A 17,510-nucleotide genomic window follows, 5' to 3' on the forward strand; every position below is an offset into this window, starting at 1 on the left:
TGGCCGTCCGGTTCGAGGCTCAGTCGCTTCCATCGCACAAATCTCTGTCCGTGCAGATACAAGGGGCAGCGCCAGCCTCCGCGAGGCAAGAACTACAGCAACTTCACCTACGTTGTTCGCTCCAGACTGAAAGTTGACGGGCCAAAACCCCTATAGAATTCCTATATCTTTCCTCTCCGGCCCGTCTCGAACCTTTATGGCGGTCGGGTTCATATTTCCTTCCGAAAAAGAAGTTTTGACCGCCGTCGCCGCCAAGGTGATGGGCGCTAGCGTGCAGTTTTGAGCCCCGTCAACGCGGGTCGTAAACACAAATGGAAATAAGGAACGTCTGCAATGGACCTCATTGTTCTCGGGATCGGGCTTTTGTTCTTCGCCCTGTCCTTAGCCTACGTCAAAGCCTGCGACAGAATCTGAGCGGAAGGGCCGGATCATGCTTCTCGACTACATCCTTGGCGGCGCAGTGACCTTGTTCCTGCTTGCCTATCTCACCTACGCGCTCATCCGCCCGGAACGCTTCTGACCGGCATACGGAAAGTCCCATCATGACATTCAATGGCTGGATACAGATCCTCGTCTATTGCGGGATCTTGGCTTTGCTCGTGAAGCCGCTCGGCGGCTATGTGTACCGCGTCTTCAGCGGCGACCGGACCTTTCTGTCGCCGGTGCTCGCGCCGATCGAGCGCGGCCTCTATCGCCTCGCCGGAACGAGCGAGAAGGAAGAACAGCACTGGGCCGTCTACGCGACCGGCATGCTGCTCTTCAATCTTGCCGGACTGCTGGTCCTCTATGCGCTGCAGCGATTGCAGGGCGCCTTGCCCTACAATCCCGCCGGCATGACCGCGGTCGACCCTCAGCTTGCCTTCAACACCGCGGCGAGCTTCGTCACCAACACCAACTGGCAGAATTACGGCGGCGAAAGCACGATGTCCTACCTCGTGCAGATGGCCGGCCTCACCGTGCAGAACTTCGTTTCGGCCGCCACCGGCATTGCCATCGCAATCGCCTTGATCCGCGGTTTCGCCCGCGCCTCGGGCAAGTCGATCGGCAATTTCTGGGTCGATCTCACCCGTTGCACGCTCTACGTGCTCCTGCCGCTCTGCATCGTGTTGACGCTCGCCTTTGTGTGGCTGGGCACACCGCAGACGCTCGGGCCGTACGTCGACGCCACCACGCTGGAAGGTGCCAAGCAGACGATCGCGCTGGGCCCGGTCGCCTCGCAGGTCGCCATCAAGATGCTCGGCACCAATGGTGGCGGCTTCTTCAACGCCAACGCCGCGCATCCGTTCGAGAATCCGGACGCCATCTCCAACCTGATCCAGATGCTGTCGATCTTCGCGCTTGGCGCTGCCCTCACCAATGTCTTCGGCCGTATGGTCGGCAGTGAGCGCCAGGGCTGGGCGATCCTGGCCTCGATGGGCGTGCTGTTCCTCGCCGGCGTCATCGTCTGCTACTGGGCCGAGGCCGCCGGCAACCCACTGGTCCATGCGCTTGGCATCGACGGCGGCAACATGGAAGGCAAGGAGACGCGCTTCGGCATCGCGCTCTCCGCGCTGTTCGCGGTCATAACCACGGCGGCCTCCTGCGGCGCCGTCAACGCAATGCATGATAGTTTCACCGCGCTTGGCGGCATGATCCCGCTCATCAACATGCAGCTCGGCGAGGTCATCGTCGGCGGCGTCGGCGCCGGCTTCTACGGCATCCTGATGTTCGTCGTCCTCGCCGTCTTCGTCGCCGGCCTGATGGTCGGCCGCACGCCGGAATATCTCGGCAAGAAGATCGAGGCCAAGGAGGTCAAGATGGCGATGCTTGCCATCCTGTGCCTGCCGCTGGCGATGCTGATCTTCACGGCGATCGCCGTGGTCCTGCCGAGCGCCGTGGCTTCGATCGCCAATGGCGGCCCGCACGGCTTCACCGAGGTGCTTTACGCCTATACCTCGGCGGCCGCGAACAACGGTTCGGCCTTCGGCGGCCTCTCCGGCAACACGCCCTGGTACAACATCACGCTCGGCATCGGCATGCTGATGGGTCGCTTCCTGGTCATCATCCCGGCTTTGGCCATCGCCGGCTCGCTGGCCGCCAAGAAGACCGTGCCCGCTTCGGCCGGCACCTTTCCGACCGACGGCACGCTGTTCGTCGGCCTGCTGGTCGGCGTCATCATCATCGTCGGCGGTCTCACCTTCTTTCCGGCGCTCGCCGTCGGGCCGATCGTCGAGCACCTGGCAATGATCCATGGACAGACCTTCTGAGATGACCATGCCCTGGTTCAATCACATACGCCGGCACGACCCTCACCAACCCGGTGACGGTCAGCCCGATGACGGAAGGGACGAGAGGCCTCGTCCTTTCCCAACGCTCTCCACCTTCCTCGGCATGGCAGCGGTGCTGCTCGTGCTGTGGCTGCTGGCTTCCGCCCTTCCGCACCTCTTCCCGAAGACCGAGCACCCCGCGCCGTCCAACATCACCGATACTGGAGCCTCGAAATGAGCCAGACCAAATCCGCGAGCATTCTGGATGCCCGCATCCTGATGCCCGCCATTGGCGGCGCCTTCCGCAAGCTTGATCCGCGCACGCTCATCAAGAACCCGGTGATGTTCGTCGTCGCCATCGTCTCGGCGCTCACCACCGTTCTGTTCGTCAAGGAACTCATCACCGGCGGCGGCGATCTCGGCTTCACCCTGCAGATCATCATCTGGCTGTGGTTCACCGTGCTGTTCGCCAACTTCGCCGAAGCCGTCGCCGAAGGCCGCGGCAAGGCCCAGGCCGACTCGCTGCGCAAGGCGCGCACCGAGACCCAGGCCAAGCTGCTCGTCAACGGCGAGGATCGCGGCAAGTTCAAGCTGGTGCCCGGCACCAGCTTGAAGGTCGGCGACGTCGTGCTGGTCGAGGCTGGCGACATCATCCCCTCGGACGGCGAGGTGATCGAAGGCGTGGCCTCGGTCAACGAGGCGGCGATCACCGGAGAATCCGCCCCAGTCATCCGTGAATCCGGCGGCGACCGTTCGGCCGTCACCGGCGGCACGCAGGTGCTGTCCGACTGGATCCGCGTGCGCATTTCCGCCGCGTCCGGCCAGACCTTCCTCGACCGCATGATCTCGCTGGTCGAAGGCGCGGAGCGCCAGAAGACGCCGAACGAGATCGCGCTCAACATCCTGCTGGTCGGCATGACGCTGATCTTCGTGCTGGCGACCGCGACCATCCCCAGCTTCGCCTCCTATTCGGGCGGCTATATCCCGGTGACCATCCTCGTCGCTCTGTTCGTGACGCTGATCCCGACCACGATCGGCGCCCTGCTGTCGGCTATCGGCATCGCCGGCATGGACCGGCTGGTGCGCTTCAACGTGCTTGCCATGTCCGGCCGCGCCGTCGAGGCCGCCGGCGACGTCGACACGCTGCTGCTCGACAAGACCGGCACCATCACCCTCGGCAACCGCCAGGCGACCGAGTTCCGTCCGGTCAAGGGCGTCACCGAACAGGAGCTGGCCGATGCTGCCCAGCTCGCCTCGCTGGCCGATGAAACCCCGGAAGGCCGCTCGATCGTCGTGCTCGCCAAGGACAAATACGGCATCCGCGCCCGCGATATGGCGAGCTTGCACGCGACCTTCGTGCCCTTCACCGCGCAAACCCGCATGAGCGGTGTCGACATCGACGGCTCGTCGGTGCGCAAGGGCGCGGTCGATGCTGTGTTGACCCACGTAAATCAGGCAACCGTCGCAGCTCATGGCTTACGTCCGACCAGCGACACCATCCGCGATCTGCAGGCCATTGCCGACGAGATCGCCAAGGCCGGCGGCACGCCGCTGGCGGTCGAACGCGACGGACGCCTGCTCGGCGTCGTCCACCTCAAGGACATCGTCAAGGGCGGGATCAGCGAGCGTTTCGCGGAGCTGCGCAAGATGGGCATCCGCACGGTGATGATCACCGGCGACAACCCGCTGACCGCGGCGGCCATCGCCGCCGAAGCCGGCGTCGACGACTTCCTCGCCCAGGCGACGCCGGAGAACAAGCTGTCGCTGATCCGCGAGGAGCAGGCCAAGGGCAAGCTGGTCGCCATGTGCGGCGACGGCACCAACGACGCGCCGGCGCTCGCCCAGGCCGATGTCGGCGTCGCCATGAACACCGGCACGGTCGCCGCGCGGGAAGCAGGCAACATGGTGGACTTGGATTCCGACCCGACCAAGCTGATCGAGATCGTCGAGATCGGCAAGGCGCTGCTGATGACGCGCGGTTCGCTGACCACCTTCTCGATCGCCAACGACGTGGCCAAGTACTTCGCCATCATCCCGGCCATGTTCGCGGTCTTCTACGTCGCGCCCGGACAGTCCGCTGGTCCGCTGCAGGCGCTCAACATCATGCATCTGGCGACGCCGCAGAGCGCCATCCTGTCGGCCATCATCTTCAACGCGCTGATCATCATCGCGCTGATCCCGCTGTCGCTGAAAGGCGTGAAGTACCGCGCCATCGGCGCCGGCGCGCTGCTCACCCGCAACCTCTTCGTCTACGGCCTCGGCGGCATCATCGTGCCGTTCGTCGGCATCAAGGCGATCGACATGATCGTCACGGCCCTCGGCCTCGCATAAGGATTTATTCCGATGTTCAAGCAATTCAGACCCGCGATCGTCATGATCGTCTTCTTCACGGTGCTTGCCGGCCTCGTCTATCCGATCGGCATGACCGGCATCGCGCAGGCGCTGTTTCCCAAACAGGCCAATGGCAGCCTGATCGAAAGAGATGGCAAGGTCATCGGCTCCGAACTGATCGGCCAGGCCTTCGCCGGCGACCGCTATTTCCACGGCCGGCCGTCGGCAGCCGGCGAGGGATACAACGCCGCCTCTTCCAGCGGCTCGAATCTCGGACCGACCAATCCGAAGCTGATCGAGCGCATCAAGGGCGATGCCGACAAGCTGAAGGCGGAGAAACCGAACGCGCCGGTGCCGATGGACCTCGTCACCACTTCCGGAAGCGGCCTCGACCCTGACATCAGCCCCGAAGCCGCCCATTTCCAGGTGCCGCGGATTGCCAAGGCCCGGGGCATCGACGAAGCCAAGGTGAAATCGCTCGTCGACAGCCATGTCGAAGAGCGCGAGCTGGGCTTCATGGGCGAGCCCGTGGTCAATGTGCTGGCGCTCAATCTCGCGCTCGACGACCTGAAATAATCAGCACCCGCGCCGGGGATCGACACGATCCCCGGCGCAATTCATGATTGGACTTGATGCCGGACGACAGGACCAACCCAGAGAACAGACCATCTCCCGACGCGCTGCTCGAGCATGCCGAGCGGGAGGGCCGCGGCCGGCTGCGCATATTCCTCGGCGCCGCGCCCGGTGTCGGCAAGACCTACGAGATGCTGATGGCGGGCCGTGCCCGCCGCGCCGACGGCATCGACGTCGTCATCGGCGTCGTCGAGACGCACGGCCGCAAGGAGACCCAGGCGCTGGTCGACGGCTACGAGGTGATCCCGCGCCGCGAGGTCGAGTACAGAGGCCGCGCTCTCGAGGAGATGGATATCGACGCCATCCTGAAACGGCGTCCGGCATTGGTCCTGGTCGACGAGCTCGCCCACACCAACGCGCCCGGCAGCCGCCACCCCAAGCGCTACCTCGATGTGCAGGAAATCCTGTCGCAAGGCATCGACGTCTACACCACGCTCAACATCCAGCATGTCGAAAGCCTGAACGACGTCGTGGCGCAGATCACCCGCGTCAGGGTGCGCGAGACCGTTCCCGATTCCATCATCGACGAGGCCGACGATATCGAGGTCATCGATCTCACCCCCGACGACCTGATCCAGCGGCTGCAGGAAGGCAAGGTCTATTTCCCTCAAACTGCCCAGCGCGCGATCGAGAACTATTTCTCGCCGGGCAATCTGACGGCGCTTCGCGAGCTGGCGCTGAGGCGCACCGCCCAGCGCGTCGACGAGCAGCTGCTCAATCACATGCAGTCGCATGCCATTCCGGGGCCGTGGGCTGCCGGCGAACGCGTCCTCGTCTGCGTCGACTCGCGTCCGGGCGGAGCCGCCCGCATCCGTTACGCTCGCCGGCTGGCCGATCGGCTGCGCGCGCCCTGGACGGCGCTGCATGTCGATACGCCTCGCCTTGCCGGCACGTCGGAAGAGGACAAGGACCGGCTGGCGACCAACCTGCGCCTGGCCGAGCAGCTCGGCGCAGAGGTGACGACCATCCCCGGCCAGAACGTCGCCCAGGACATCGTGCGCCACGCGACGGCGAACAACTTCACCCATATCGTCATCGGCAGGCCGACCCGCTCGCGCTGGCGGGAACTGATCGACGGCTCGCTCACCTACGATCTGATCCGCAATGCCGGCGACATCAGCGTCCACGTCATTTCGGGAACCGAACGCGACGCGGAGAGGCCTTCGAGAAGGGTCAAGGCCGCCGACGAGAAGAAGCCTTTCCAGATCTGGCCCTATACGCTCGCCACGACCTATGTCGCCGGTGCGCTGGCCGTCAGCTCGGTTCTCGATCAATTCCTCGATGTCCGCAATTTGGCGATCGTCCTCCTGCTGTCGGTGCTGACGTCGGCGGTGACCTGCGGGCTGTGGCCGGCGCTCTACGCGTGTTTCCTGAGCGCGCTCGCCTTCAACTTCTTCTTCCTCGAGCCGCGCTACACGCTGACGATCAGGGACCCGGAGAGCATCGTTGCCTTTGCCGTCTTCCTCGTCGTCGCCGTCATCGCCAGCAATCTGACCGCCCGCGTCCAGCGCCAGGCGGTCGCGGCCCGTTCGCGCGCACGGGCAACCGAGGACATCTATTCCTTCTCGAAAAAGCTCGCCGGCGCCGGCACGCTCGACGACGTTCTCTGGGCCACCGCCTTCCAGATCGCCTCGATGCTGAAGGTGCGCGTGGTGCTGCTTCTGCCCGAAAACGGCACGATCACCGTCAAGGCCGGCTACCCGCCGGACGACACCTTGGCCGAGGCCGATATCGCGGCGGCCCGCTGGGCCTGGGAGCACGACCGCCCGGCCGGCCGCGGCGCCGACACGCTGCCCGGCGCCAAGCGGCTCTACCTCCCCTTGCGGACGGGGCGCACGGCGGTCGGCGTCGTAGGCCTCGACAACGACAAGCAGGGACCATTGCTGACGCCCGAGCAGCAGCGTCTTCTCGATGCGCTTGCCGACCAGGCGGCGGTCGCCATCGAGCGCATCCAGCTCGTCGCCGATGTCGACCGCGCCAGGCTCGCGGCGGAAGCGGACCGGCTGCGCACGGCGCTGCTCACCTCGATCTCGCATGACCTGAAGACGCCGCTTGCCGCCATCATGGGCGCCGCCGGCACGCTGCGGGAATACGCGGCCGCACTTCCCGAAAAGGACCGTGCGGACCTTCTGTCGACCGTGGTCGATGAGTCGGAGCGGCTGAACCGCTTCATCGCCAACCTGCTCGACATGACCAAGATCGAGTCTGGCGCCATGGAGCCGAACTACGCTCTCCATTATCTCGGCGACATCGTCGGCTCGGCGCTCGATCGAGCTCGAAAGATCACCGGTGAGCATCGGATCGACACCGACATTCCGCCGGACCTGCCGATGCTGCGCCTCGACCCTGTTCTGTTCGAGCAGGCGCTGTTCAACCTTCTCGACAATGCCGCCAAATATGCGCCGCCCGGCTCGGCCATCCGCCTGCAAGGCTGGCTCGACAATGGGTCCGTCATCCTGCAGGTCATGGATGAGGGGCCGGGCATTCCGCCCAGCGACCTGGAACGGATCTTCGACACCTTCTACCGCGTCCGCAAGCGCGACCAGGTCCGCGCCGGCACGGGTCTCGGCCTGTCGATCAGCCGCGGCTTCGTCGAGGCCATGGGCGGCGCGATCTCGGCGGCTAACCGGACCGACCGGCCGGGCGCGATCTTCACCATCCGCATGCCCGTGCCGGAAGCGATTCCGAACCTGACCGTCGCCAAAACGGATGACGCCGCATGACCAATCCGAACGTCAGCATCCTGGTCGTCGACGACGAGCCGCCGATCCGCAAGCTGCTTCGTGTCGGCCTCGGCAGCCAGGGCTATACGGTATCCGAGGCGCCGAACGCCAATGCCGCGATCGAACTCATTGAGACGCAGCCGCCCGACCTGATCCTGCTCGACCTCGGCCTGCCGGGCATGAGCGGCCTCGAGCTGCTCGGCAAATGGCGCAACGACGGCCTCGACATTCCGGTGGTCATCCTGTCGAGCCGTACCGACGAGGCCGGCATCGTCCAGGCGCTCGAGCTCGGTGCCGACGACTATGTGACAAAACCCTTCGGCATGAACGAGCTCGTCGCCCGCATCCGCGTGGCGCTGCGCCACAAATTCCAGCAACAGGGCGAGAAGCCGGTGTTCCAGACCGGCGATCTCAGCGTCGACCTCGTCAAACGCATCGTCAAGGTCGAAGGCAAGGAAGTAAAACTGTCGCCGAAGGAATACGACATCCTGCGCATGCTCGTGCAATATGCCGGCAAGGTGCTGACCCACCAGTTCCTGATGAAGCAGATCTGGAACGACTCGACCGACGTGCAATATCTCAGGGTCTATGTCCGCCAATTGAGGCAGAAGATCGAGAAGACCCCGGACCAGCCGCGCTACATCATCACCGAGACAGGCGTCGGTTATCGGCTGCGTGAGGTGGAGTAGCTGACGCAAACGGTTGGCCGAAGCATCTCAAGGTCGCGTCGCTTCGCTCCTTGCTCCGCCATAGGATGACGAAGCGATAGGCGTTTCAGCAAATCTCCGGATGCACATCCGCCAACACATACCAGCGGTCCCGACGAAACTAGTCCGCCGACAGGTCCGCCGTCCTGGCGAGCGCGCTGGCGAATCCGTTGAGCGAGATGGTGAAGGCGACCGGCTGCATCGTGTCCGCGGCCGTGGCGTTGATTTTCAGCGTGGTGCTGTTCTGCAGCAGTGAGGCGGTGTCGGCATCGAACGCCACCGGCACCAGGCAGCCCACGGCCTGGCAGGTGTTGAACTGCAGGGTTCCTTCCAGCTTCTTGTCGTCGATCTCGAGCGAGATGCCATTGGCCAAAGCCAGCCCGAAGGGCAGCGCCAGCGTGCCCATGGCGTCCTGGCCGGTCTTGGTCGTCAATTCGATAGCCAGCAGGCGCTGTCCGCTTTGCTTGTTGAACTGCTGATGCGACAGGCTGCACAGCTTGTTCGTGCCGGTCACCTGGCAGTTGACGGTCCAGTCGCCATGCGTCTCCGACAGCGCCGAAGCGCCGCCCGGCAGCTGCGGCTTGCCCGCGGCGTCGGCTGGCTGGCTGGCCGCCGGCGCGACCTTGTCGCCCTTGTTCTGCGCGGCGAGCGCCGGCGGGCCGACGACACCTGCTACGGCCAACATCGCGACGGACAATTTGTACCTGCTTCTCATGGAATTCCTCTTGACCCGGCCCGTCCACTAGGCCGCGCGATAGAGCGGCGAAACCACCGCTCCCGTCAAGCGCAATGCTGGTTCGCCAGCCAGATTTTCTTTGGCATGACAATCGATCGACTAGCCGCATCCCAGCCATGGCACATCCGGACAAACACCCTATATTGGGTGAGGTTTTGGTTTCATGCGGGAAGGACACGATGTCTCATCCTCGCCTCTCGGCGGTTTTGATATCGGCAGCTCTGGCGACTGCTGTGTTGTCGGGCACCGCTTTCCATGCCTCGGGCCAGGTCGTCATCCCGACAAACCGTAACGCCCTGATCCAGCAGAACGAACTGCAGGCGCTGCGGAACCAGCTGCAGCGACAGCAGTTCCAGCAACAGCAGCAGTTTTATCGCGAGCAGGACCGGCAGGTCGTGCCGAAGCCCCGCCCCGAAGTGCCGATCGTCAAGCAGAATTGCCAGTCCCAGGTGATCGGCACCACGATTTCGCGGGTTTGCCGCTGACATCCGGCTTTTTTCGGTTTATTTAGCCGACTTACTTGCTGGCGAAAGCCGGGATTGCAAGGGTGACGGTTTTGGGGTTTGCAAGGGCAGGATTTTGCCGTGCGCGGACAGCGCCCGGTGTGAATGCTGCTCTCATCGGATTTTGGGATGGCAACAGCCAAGAAGAAAGCGGTACGCAGGGCAAAGAAGGGGGAGCGGATCCGCCAGGTGGCGGCTATCCCCTTTCGTGTGAGCGAGGGCGGCAACCTCGAGGTGTTGTTGGTCACGTCGCGCACGACCAGGCGCTTCATCGTGCCCAAGGGGTGGCCGATGAAAGGCAAGAGCGGGCGCAAGGCAGCCATGATCGAGGCTGAGGAAGAAGCCGGCGTGCTTGGCAAGGCGCTGAAGCAACCCGCCGGCGGCTACTCCTACTGGAAGCGGATGGCCAACCGTTTCGTCCGTGTCGACGTGGTCGTCTACCTGCTCGAGGTCACCGAGGAGATGGCCGATTGGCGGGAAGCAGCGAACCGGCAACGCGCCTGGCTGCCGGCGGCTGACGCGGCTCTGCTCATCGACGAGCCGGAGCTTTCGACCCTTCTGAGGGATTTGACGGTCCCAACGGCCGAGCCGGCCTGACAGGATCCCCCTATTCGGAGTCGCCGGGAAAAGGCCGTACCGGCGTGCCGGCATAGGCCCACAGCCATTCCCTGGGCAGCGGACCTTTGTTGCGATCTGCCTCCTGCGATTGCTCCCAGGCATGCGCCAGGATGCCGACCGAACGCGACAGCACGAACAGGCCGCGCGTCAGTGCCGGCGGAAAGCCAAGCTCGCCATAGATGACGGCGGTGGCGCCGTCGATGTTGAGCGGGATCGTCTTGCCCTTGCGTGTTGCGACCTCCGCCTCGATCGCCTCGGCTATGTCGGCGAAGCGACCGCTGACGATCCCACGCGCGGCGAAATCGCGCGTCAGTTCGATGAGGCGCGGCGCGCGCGGGTCGATTGGATGAAAGCGATGGCCGAGGCCCGGCACATAGCCTTTTTCCTCTGCGAAGAAACGGTCGAGCCGCACCGACACCGCTTCCGCAAGACTTGCGCCGCCATCCATCGCGGCGGCGATGTCGCCATAAAAGGTGAGCGCCTGCTCGCCGGCGCCGCCATGCACGTCGCCCAGCACATTGATGGCGGAGGCCATGGCGTTGTTGATGCCGACGCCGCAGGTCGCGGCCATCCGCGCGATCGCGATCGACGGCGCCTGCGGCCCGTGGTCGACGGCCGCACCCAGCGCGATGCCCAGCAGTTCCGCCTGCTGCTCGCTCGGCAATTCGCCCCGCAGCATCAGCCAGATCAACGCCGGAAAGCTGACGCGGCCTATCAGATCCTGGATTTCGTAGCCGCGCAGCCGGATGACGCCGGGCCGCATCTCGATGATGCCGGTCCGCCACCATTCCTCGCCGCGCTCGCGGCCAGTCTTTTTCTCCGTGCCGCTCATGCCCGCGCCCTTGTCTTGTCGCGGGCCGGCAACGCGGCGAAAACCTCGTCCATATGCTCGCCAAGCCGCGGCGGCGGTCCGGCGGGCATGGGTGCAGCGCCATCGACCATGAAGCCGCCGCGCACCACCGTCAGCGGCTTGTCCATGCCTTGCACATCCGCGAAGCGGGTTGCCATGCCGCGCTCCGTCACCTGGCGTTCCTCGAGCACCTCTGGGATCGTCAGCACCCGTCCCGCCGGTACGCCCGCGCGGTTGAGCTTTTCTTCCCAGGCGGCGGCCGGAGCGCCGGCAAGCGCTTCCTCGATCAGCGTCTTCAATGCGGCCCGGTTCTGTTTACGCCTTTCGCGTTCGGCGAAGCGTCGATCGGATGCCAGTTCCGGCCGGCCGATCAGCCCGCAAAGCGTGACGAACTGCTCCTGCTTGTTGGCGGCGATGTTGAGCAGCCCCTCGCCGGTGCGGAACGCGCCGGAGGGCGCGGCCGTCATGTTCTCGTTGCCCATGGGCTGCGGCTCGACGCCGGCCGTCAGGTAGTTCGACACAGGCCAGCCCAGCGCCGACAGCGTGCATTCGAGCATCGACACGTCGAGGAAGGCACCCTCGCCGCTTGTCTTCTGCCTGACAAGCGCGGCGGCGATCGCAAAGGCCCCCACCAGCCCGCCCAGCGTGTCGGCCACGGGATAGCCGACACGCAGCGGCGCGGTCTCCGGCGTGCCGGTGATGCTCATGATCCCCGACAATCCCTGGATGATCTGGTCGTAGGCCGGGTTGCCGCGCATCGGGCCGGTCTGGCCGAACCCGGATATCGCGCAATAGACGAGGCTCGGCCGGACTTGCTTGAGCTTTTCATGGCCGAGGCCGAGGCGATCCATCACACCCGGCCGGAAATTCTCGACCAGCGCGTCCGACGTGGCGACGAGATCGAGGAAACGGTCGCGGTCCTCGGGCTTCTTCAAGTCGAGCACGACCGATCGTTTGCCGGCGTTCTGCGCCAGGAACGATGCGCCCATGCCGGCCTGGTTGAGTTGCGGCGAGGCGCCGAGCTGGCGCGCCAGATCGCCGCCCGGCGGCGCCTCGACCTTGATCACATCGGCTCCGAGCAGCGCCAGCTGGTAGGCGCAGTAAGGGCCTGCCAGCACGTTGGTGAGGTCGAGGACGCGGACACCGGAAAGCAGGTCTGTCATGATGCTCCAAATCGATCAGGCATCGCCAGGCACATGCTCCGGCCCACGCGTGCGCCGGTGCTCGACATAGGCCCAGATATGCGGCCCGACGAGACCGATGAAGGCCAGCGTCAACAGCGTCAGCGACAGCGGATGCCGGTAGAACACGGTCCAGTCGCCATTGGCGATGGTCATCGCGCGGCGGAACTGCGTCTCGGCGAGCGGCCCCAGGATCATTCCGATGATGACCGGCGCGGTCGGGAAATCGAAGCGCCGCATCAGGAAGCCGGCAGCCCCCAGAAGATAAAGGATAACGAGATCGATCGGCGACTGCGAGATGCCGTAGGTGCCGACGGTGGCGAACACCAGGATGCCGGCATAGAGCTGCGGCGCCGGGATTTTCAGCAAACGCACCCACAGGCCGATCAGCGGCAGGTTGAGGATGACGAGGATGACGTTGGCGATGAACAGGCTGGCGATGAGACCCCAGACGAGATTGGCCTGCGTCGTCAACAGCAGCGGCCCGGGATTGATGCCGTAGCTCTGGAACGCCGAGAGCATGATCGCGGCGGTCGCCGAGGTCGGCAGGCCAAGCGTCAGCATCGGCACCAGCACGCCGGCGGCTGACGCGTTGTTGGCGGCCTCGGGTCCGGCGACGCCTTCGATGGCGCCGACCGTGCCGAACTCCGACTTGTGCTTCGACAGCTTCTTTTCGACGGCATAGGAAAGAAAGGTCGGGATCTCGGCGCCGCCGGCCGGCATCGCGCCGATCGGGAAACCGATCGCGGCACCCCTGAGCCACGGCCTCCACGAGCGCGCCCATTCGGCGGCTGTCATGTAGAGCGAGCCTTTCAGCGGCACGATCTCGTCCTTGCCGGCATAGCGGCGCGAGGCCATGTAGAGCGTCTCGCCGACCGCGAAGAGGCCGACCGCGACCACGATGACGTCGACGCCGTCGAGCAATTCGCCCATGCCGAAGGTGAAGCGCGGCTGCCCGGTCTGCAGATCGACGCCGATCATGCCGATGACGAAGCCGACGAACAGGCTGGTCAGCCCGCGCACCGATGACGAGCCGAGCACCGCCGACACCGTGATGAAGGCGAGCACCATCAGCGAGAAATACTCGGCCGGCCCGAAGGCAAGCGCGAACTTGACCACGATCGGCGCCAGGAAGGCGACGCCCAGCGTGCCGAGCGTGCCGGCGACGAAGGAGCCGATCGCGGAGGTCGCAAGCGCCGCGCCGCCGCGCCCCGAACGCGCCATCCGGTTGCCTTCGAGCGCGGTGACGATGGTGGCGCTTTCGCCGGGCGTGTTGAGCAGGATCGACGTCGTCGAGCCGCCATACATGGCCCCGTAATAGATGCCGGCAAACAGGATGAAGGAAGCTTCCGGCGCCACCTGGTAGGTGATCGGCAGGAGCAACGCGATGGTCAGTGCCGGCCCGAGGCCGGGCAGCACGCCGATCGCGGTTCCGAGCGTCGTGCCGAGCAGGCACCACAACAGATTGGTCGGCGTGAAAGCGACCGCAAATCCGTGCGCGAGATAGCCGAGCGTGTCCATTGCGTCAGCCCCTTACCAGGCCGACGACGGCGTTGATCAGCGTGTTGAGCTGGTTCTCGATGAAACCCGCGCCGATGTTGACGCCGAGCGCCCGGGCGAAGCCGAAATAGGCTGCCAGCGCCAATACCAGGCCGAGCAGCGCGTCGCGCAACGGATGCCGGCTGCCGAAGCCGAAGCAGACCAGCACGAACATGATCACCGAGGCGGCGGTGAAGCCGAGCGGCTGGATGAGCAGAAGATTGGCGACGAGGCCCGCGACCACGAAGCCCATCCCCTTCCAGTCGGTCGGCGTTTCCTTCTCTTCCTCGGGTTGCCAGCCGCCGCGAACAGCGGCCAGGATGAGCAGCAGGGAAAGCAGGATCATCCCGGCCATGGTGATGTAGGGAAAGATCCTTGGGCCAACCTTGGAGTAGAGCGGCGACACCGGGATCGCCAGGGTCTGCCAGGCAACTGCCCCTGCGCAGGCGAGAAGCCCGACGCCGATCAACAATTCGGGTATGGCAAGGCGCGGCGGTGACGCCTGCTGGTCGCTGGTGCTCATGATCTCCTCCCCGGAAGGCCGGCCTTCCACTGCCGGCATCGCCGCAGTCTCAATGCTGCTCGATCATCTGTCCATGCTGTTCCGAAGGGAGCCAGGCCCCCTTCGGACATTGCGCCGGCCAGAGCTCAGGCGAGGCCGAGATCCTTGAGGATGGCGCCGATCCGGGCGGTGTCTTCGGTGACGAACTTGGCGTATTCGTCGCCGGTCAAAAGGATCGGCGTCCAGTTCCGGTTCTTGCACTCGGTCGCCCAGGCGTCGCTCTTGGCCATGGTCTCGACCAGCTTGATCATCGCCGCCTTGTCGTCGTCGGAAACGCCGGGCGGGGCAAAGACGCCGCGCCAGTTGAACAATTCGACATCGATGCCGGCTTCCTTCAGCGTCGGCGCGTCGATGCCCTCCTGGCGCTTGTCGGACGAGATCGCCAGCAGCCTGAGCGCGCCCGCCTTGACCTGCTCGGAGAACTCGCCATAGCCGGAGATGCCGGCGGCGACCTGGTTGCCGAGCAGCGCCGACAGCGCCTCGCCGCCGCCGGCGAAAGGCACATAGGACAGGTCTGCGGCCGGCACGCCGGCCGTCTTGGCGATCAGGCCGAACAGGATGTGGTCGGAGCCGCCGGCCGAACCGCCGGCGACCGGAACCTTGGTCGGATCCTCCTTCAGCGCGGCGACGAAATCATTAGCCGTCTTGAACGGCGAGGCTGCCGGCACCACCAGCGCCTCGAACTCGCCGGTGAGGCGCGCGATCGGCGTGACTTCGGTGAGATTATTGGCGGCCTTGTTGGCGATGATGGCGCCGACCATGACCATGCCGGCGACCATCAGCGAATTGCCCTTGCCCTTCCACTGGTTGACGAATTGCGGCAGGCCGACCGTGCCGCCGGCGCCGCCGACATTGGTGATCTGCGAGCCGGAGATCAGCTTTTCGGAGCGCAGCACCTGGTCGATCGTGCGTGCGGTCTGGTCCCAGCCGCCGCCGGGCGCCGCCGGCACGAAGATCTGGATCTGCGGGGTGTCCTGCGCAAAGGCGGGTGCGAAATGCAAAGCCGCGAAGCCGGCGGCGGTGCTCGTCAAGAATCTGCGTCTGTTCAGCATGGGATTCCTCCAAATCACGACACCTCCTCCGGTGCCTGCCAAGACGTGGCCTGAGTACAGACCCGCATTTCGAGTTCAAGCAGATGTTACCGCGTTCTGTCAACGGGAATAGCATTCTACTGGACAGAACGATTCAATCCGGACTAAATCTCTTCGTCCGGGCCTGCCTGGACTGAGCGATCACATGAAATCATCATCGAGATGAAAAATACACCTTCCAGTCCGACATCGGCCGACGGCGTTGCCGCACTTGACCGCGCCATCTCCATCCTCAACGCGTTCACCACAGCTGACCGGTCGCTTGGCCTCGCCGAGATCGCGGCCCGCACCGGCCTCTACAAGAGCACGATCCTGCGGCTGGCCAACTCGCTGATGCGCGGGCAATTGCTGGAGCGCCTCGAGGACGGACGCTACCGCATCGGGCCCGCCACCTTCCGGCTTGGCGCGCTCTACCAGCGTTCGGTCGTGGCGATGGAAATCCTGGTGCCGATCATGCGCGACCTCTCCGAGCGGAGCTGGGAGAGCGTCGCCTTCTATGTCCGCTCGGGCGACGTGCGCACCTGCCTCTACAGGGTCGAGTCCAAGCACCCGATCCGCTACACGATACGGGAGGGCGACGTGCTGCCTTTGCTTGCGGGCTCCGGTGGCCGCGTTCTCGCCGCCTTCTCGGGCGAGCAGGGCGAGCCTTACGAGACGATCCGCGAGACCTACAATTACATCTCGCTCGGCGATCGCGACCCGCAGACGGCGGGCGTCTCTGCGCCAGTGTTCGGACCGGGGCGGACATTGGTCGGCGCGCTGACGCTCTCCGGCCCGAGCACGCGGGTCGACGCGGCTTTTCTCGAGCGCATGAAGCGCCCGTTGATCGAGGCAGCCGCCCGCGCCACCCGGGCATTCGGCGAGGACGCATCCATGCTGGAGGAGGCAAGCCTCAACGCGGGCGCCGCCAGCTAGGTTCGAGAGCACGCCGGCTCACAGCCAGACATCCACTTGACTCACATATATCTCCACAGTTATACGTCAATCAATAGCCAATGAGTTATTGATCAAGATGTCGGCCACGCATGATATGCTCTTCCGAACGCTTGCCGATCCGACAAGGCGCGCCATTTTTGAGCGTCTGTGCCGTCAAGGCGAGCAGACGGTCGGCGCGCTGACGGCTGAAGCCGGGGTCTCGCAGCCGGCGGTATCGAAGCATCTCGGCCTCCTCAAGGAAGCCGGGTTGGTGCGCGATCGCCATGAGGGACGCCAGACGCATTACAGCGCGCAGCTTGGCGCGTTGGCGCCGCTGATGGACTGGACGCGCGAGATGGCGGGGTTCTGGGAGAGCCGGTTCGACGAACTCGAAGACCTGCTCAAAAGGATGGATCAATGAATGAAGTGCCGGCCGGAACGCGCTCCGTCGTCGTCGAGCGCGAGATTCCTTACCCGCCGGAAAAGATCTGGCGCGCGCTCACCCAACCGCATCTCATCGAGGAGTGGCTGATGAAGAACAACTTCAAGCCGGTGGTGGACCATCGCTTCAATCTGAGCGCGGATTGGGGCGGGGTCGAGTGCCAGGTCCAGACCGTCGAGCCCAACAAAACCCTGTCCTACACATGGGACACCAAGGACCTCGAGAGCATCGTCACCTGGACGCTCACCCCGAAGGGCATGGGCACTCATCTGCGCATGGAGCAGGTGGGATTCCGGACGGATCAGGAGCCGTATTACCGCGGCGCTACGGTAGGCTGGAACAGGTACTTCGCAGCCCTGGAACAGGTGCTTTTGCGGATCGATTGAAGTCCGCCGCAAGGTTCAAGAAAGCGGAAACTGCCTGGCGGACGGCA

The 17,510-nt window shown here is 64.8% G+C and carries 18 protein-coding genes; 12 read left to right on the top strand and 6 right to left on the bottom strand.

Translation table 11 applies throughout. From position 1 onward, the window contains the following. The first annotated feature begins 430 nt into the window (after window positions 1–430). From RFM40_RS20620 to RFM40_RS20650, 7 genes are read left to right on the top strand one after another with little or no spacing between them, the layout of a single operon-like run. Entirely contained in the window at window positions 431–520 is a 90-nt protein-coding gene (locus RFM40_RS20620) for a K(+)-transporting ATPase subunit F (RefSeq protein WP_040990279.1), read from the top strand. Between the two features lie 22 nt (window positions 521–542). Further along, on the top strand, window positions 543–2,246 hold the full coding sequence (gene kdpA / locus RFM40_RS20625) for a potassium-transporting ATPase subunit KdpA (protein WP_320278128.1): 1,704 nt from the start codon (window positions 543–545) through the stop codon (window positions 2,244–2,246). Continuing rightward, window positions 2,230–2,484, top strand: coding sequence for a hypothetical protein (locus tag RFM40_RS20630; protein ID WP_320228194.1), 255 nt, complete (start codon window positions 2,230–2,232; stop codon window positions 2,482–2,484). Before kdpA ends, RFM40_RS20630 begins: the two co-directional genes overlap by 17 nt. Further along, on the top strand, window positions 2,481–4,577 hold the full coding sequence (gene kdpB, locus RFM40_RS20635) for a potassium-transporting ATPase subunit KdpB (protein ID WP_320228193.1): 2,097 nt from the start codon (window positions 2,481–2,483) through the stop codon (window positions 4,575–4,577). Before RFM40_RS20630 ends, kdpB begins: the two co-directional genes overlap by 4 nt. 12 nt (window positions 4,578–4,589) lie before the next feature. Further along, on the top strand, window positions 4,590–5,153 hold the full coding sequence (gene kdpC / locus RFM40_RS20640) for a potassium-transporting ATPase subunit KdpC (protein WP_320228192.1): 564 nt from the start codon (window positions 4,590–4,592) through the stop codon (window positions 5,151–5,153). Window positions 5,154–5,209: 56 nt separating this feature from the next. Next, window positions 5,210–7,933, top strand: a complete 2,724-nt coding sequence (locus RFM40_RS20645) for a sensor histidine kinase KdpD (RefSeq protein WP_320228191.1) — start codon at window positions 5,210–5,212, stop codon at window positions 7,931–7,933. Then, window positions 7,930–8,622 (top strand): response regulator transcription factor, encoded by a 693-nt coding sequence (locus RFM40_RS20650; RefSeq protein WP_320228190.1) that lies wholly within the window; start codon window positions 7,930–7,932, stop codon window positions 8,620–8,622. Before RFM40_RS20645 ends, RFM40_RS20650 begins: the two co-directional genes overlap by 4 nt. 139 nt (window positions 8,623–8,761) lie before the next feature. Here the strand turns inward: RFM40_RS20650 and RFM40_RS20655 are convergent, their stop codons facing one another. After that, window positions 8,762–9,355, bottom strand: a complete 594-nt coding sequence (locus tag RFM40_RS20655; protein WP_320228189.1) for an invasion associated locus B family protein — start codon at window positions 9,353–9,355, stop codon at window positions 8,762–8,764. 254 nt (window positions 9,356–9,609) lie between these two features. On the opposite strand from RFM40_RS20655, the gene RFM40_RS20660 reads away from it, so the two are divergent. Continuing rightward, window positions 9,610–9,861 carry a hypothetical protein gene (locus RFM40_RS20660; RefSeq protein WP_320228198.1) on the top strand — a complete coding sequence of 84 codons (252 nt, stop codon included), beginning with the start codon at window positions 9,610–9,612 and terminating at the stop codon, window positions 9,859–9,861. A gap of 147 nt (window positions 9,862–10,008) precedes the next feature. After that, on the top strand, window positions 10,009–10,476 hold the full coding sequence (locus RFM40_RS20665) for an NUDIX hydrolase (RefSeq protein ID WP_320228188.1): 468 nt from the start codon (window positions 10,009–10,011) through the stop codon (window positions 10,474–10,476). A gap of 10 nt (window positions 10,477–10,486) precedes the next feature. Here the strand turns inward: RFM40_RS20665 and RFM40_RS20670 are convergent, their stop codons facing one another. From RFM40_RS20670 to RFM40_RS20690, 5 genes are all read right to left on the bottom strand, one after another. After that, window positions 10,487–11,329: a citryl-CoA lyase gene (locus RFM40_RS20670; RefSeq protein WP_320278129.1), complete on the bottom strand. Its 843-nt coding sequence runs from the start codon at window positions 11,327–11,329 to the stop codon at window positions 10,487–10,489. Continuing rightward, window positions 11,326–12,510, bottom strand: coding sequence for a CaiB/BaiF CoA transferase family protein (locus tag RFM40_RS20675; protein ID WP_320228186.1), 1,185 nt, complete (start codon window positions 12,508–12,510; stop codon window positions 11,326–11,328). Before RFM40_RS20675 ends, RFM40_RS20670 begins: the two co-directional genes overlap by 4 nt. A 15-nt stretch (window positions 12,511–12,525) precedes the next feature. Next, window positions 12,526–14,049, bottom strand: a complete 1,524-nt coding sequence (locus RFM40_RS20680; protein WP_320228185.1) for a tripartite tricarboxylate transporter permease — start codon at window positions 14,047–14,049, stop codon at window positions 12,526–12,528. 4 nt (window positions 14,050–14,053) lie between these two features. After that, the gene (locus RFM40_RS20685; protein ID WP_320228184.1) at window positions 14,054–14,590 is read right to left on the bottom strand and encodes a tripartite tricarboxylate transporter TctB family protein; all 537 of its coding nucleotides are present in this window, start codon (window positions 14,588–14,590) and stop codon (window positions 14,054–14,056) included. 125 nt (window positions 14,591–14,715) lie between these two features. Then, window positions 14,716–15,681 (bottom strand): Bug family tripartite tricarboxylate transporter substrate binding protein, encoded by a 966-nt coding sequence (locus RFM40_RS20690; RefSeq protein ID WP_320228183.1) that lies wholly within the window; start codon window positions 15,679–15,681, stop codon window positions 14,716–14,718. A gap of 201 nt (window positions 15,682–15,882) precedes the next feature. On the opposite strand from RFM40_RS20690, the gene RFM40_RS20695 reads away from it, so the two are divergent. The 3 genes from RFM40_RS20695 (at window position 15,883) to RFM40_RS20705 (ending at window position 17,463) form a co-directional block, all read left to right on the top strand. Then, window positions 15,883–16,635 carry an IclR family transcriptional regulator gene (locus tag RFM40_RS20695; RefSeq protein WP_320228182.1) on the top strand — a complete coding sequence of 251 codons (753 nt, stop codon included), beginning with the start codon at window positions 15,883–15,885 and terminating at the stop codon, window positions 16,633–16,635. A 97-nt stretch (window positions 16,636–16,732) separates the two neighbouring features. Then, window positions 16,733–17,056, top strand: a complete 324-nt coding sequence (locus RFM40_RS20700) for an ArsR/SmtB family transcription factor (protein ID WP_320228181.1) — start codon at window positions 16,733–16,735, stop codon at window positions 17,054–17,056. Beyond that, window positions 17,053–17,463 (top strand): SRPBCC family protein, encoded by a 411-nt coding sequence (locus RFM40_RS20705; protein WP_320228180.1) that lies wholly within the window; start codon window positions 17,053–17,055, stop codon window positions 17,461–17,463. Before RFM40_RS20700 ends, RFM40_RS20705 begins: the two co-directional genes overlap by 4 nt. The last annotated feature ends 47 nt before the right edge of the window (window positions 17,464–17,510 follow it).

Source organism: Mesorhizobium captivum (assembly GCF_033977165.1).
Lineage (GTDB): Bacteria > Pseudomonadota > Alphaproteobacteria > Rhizobiales > Rhizobiaceae > Mesorhizobium > Mesorhizobium captivum.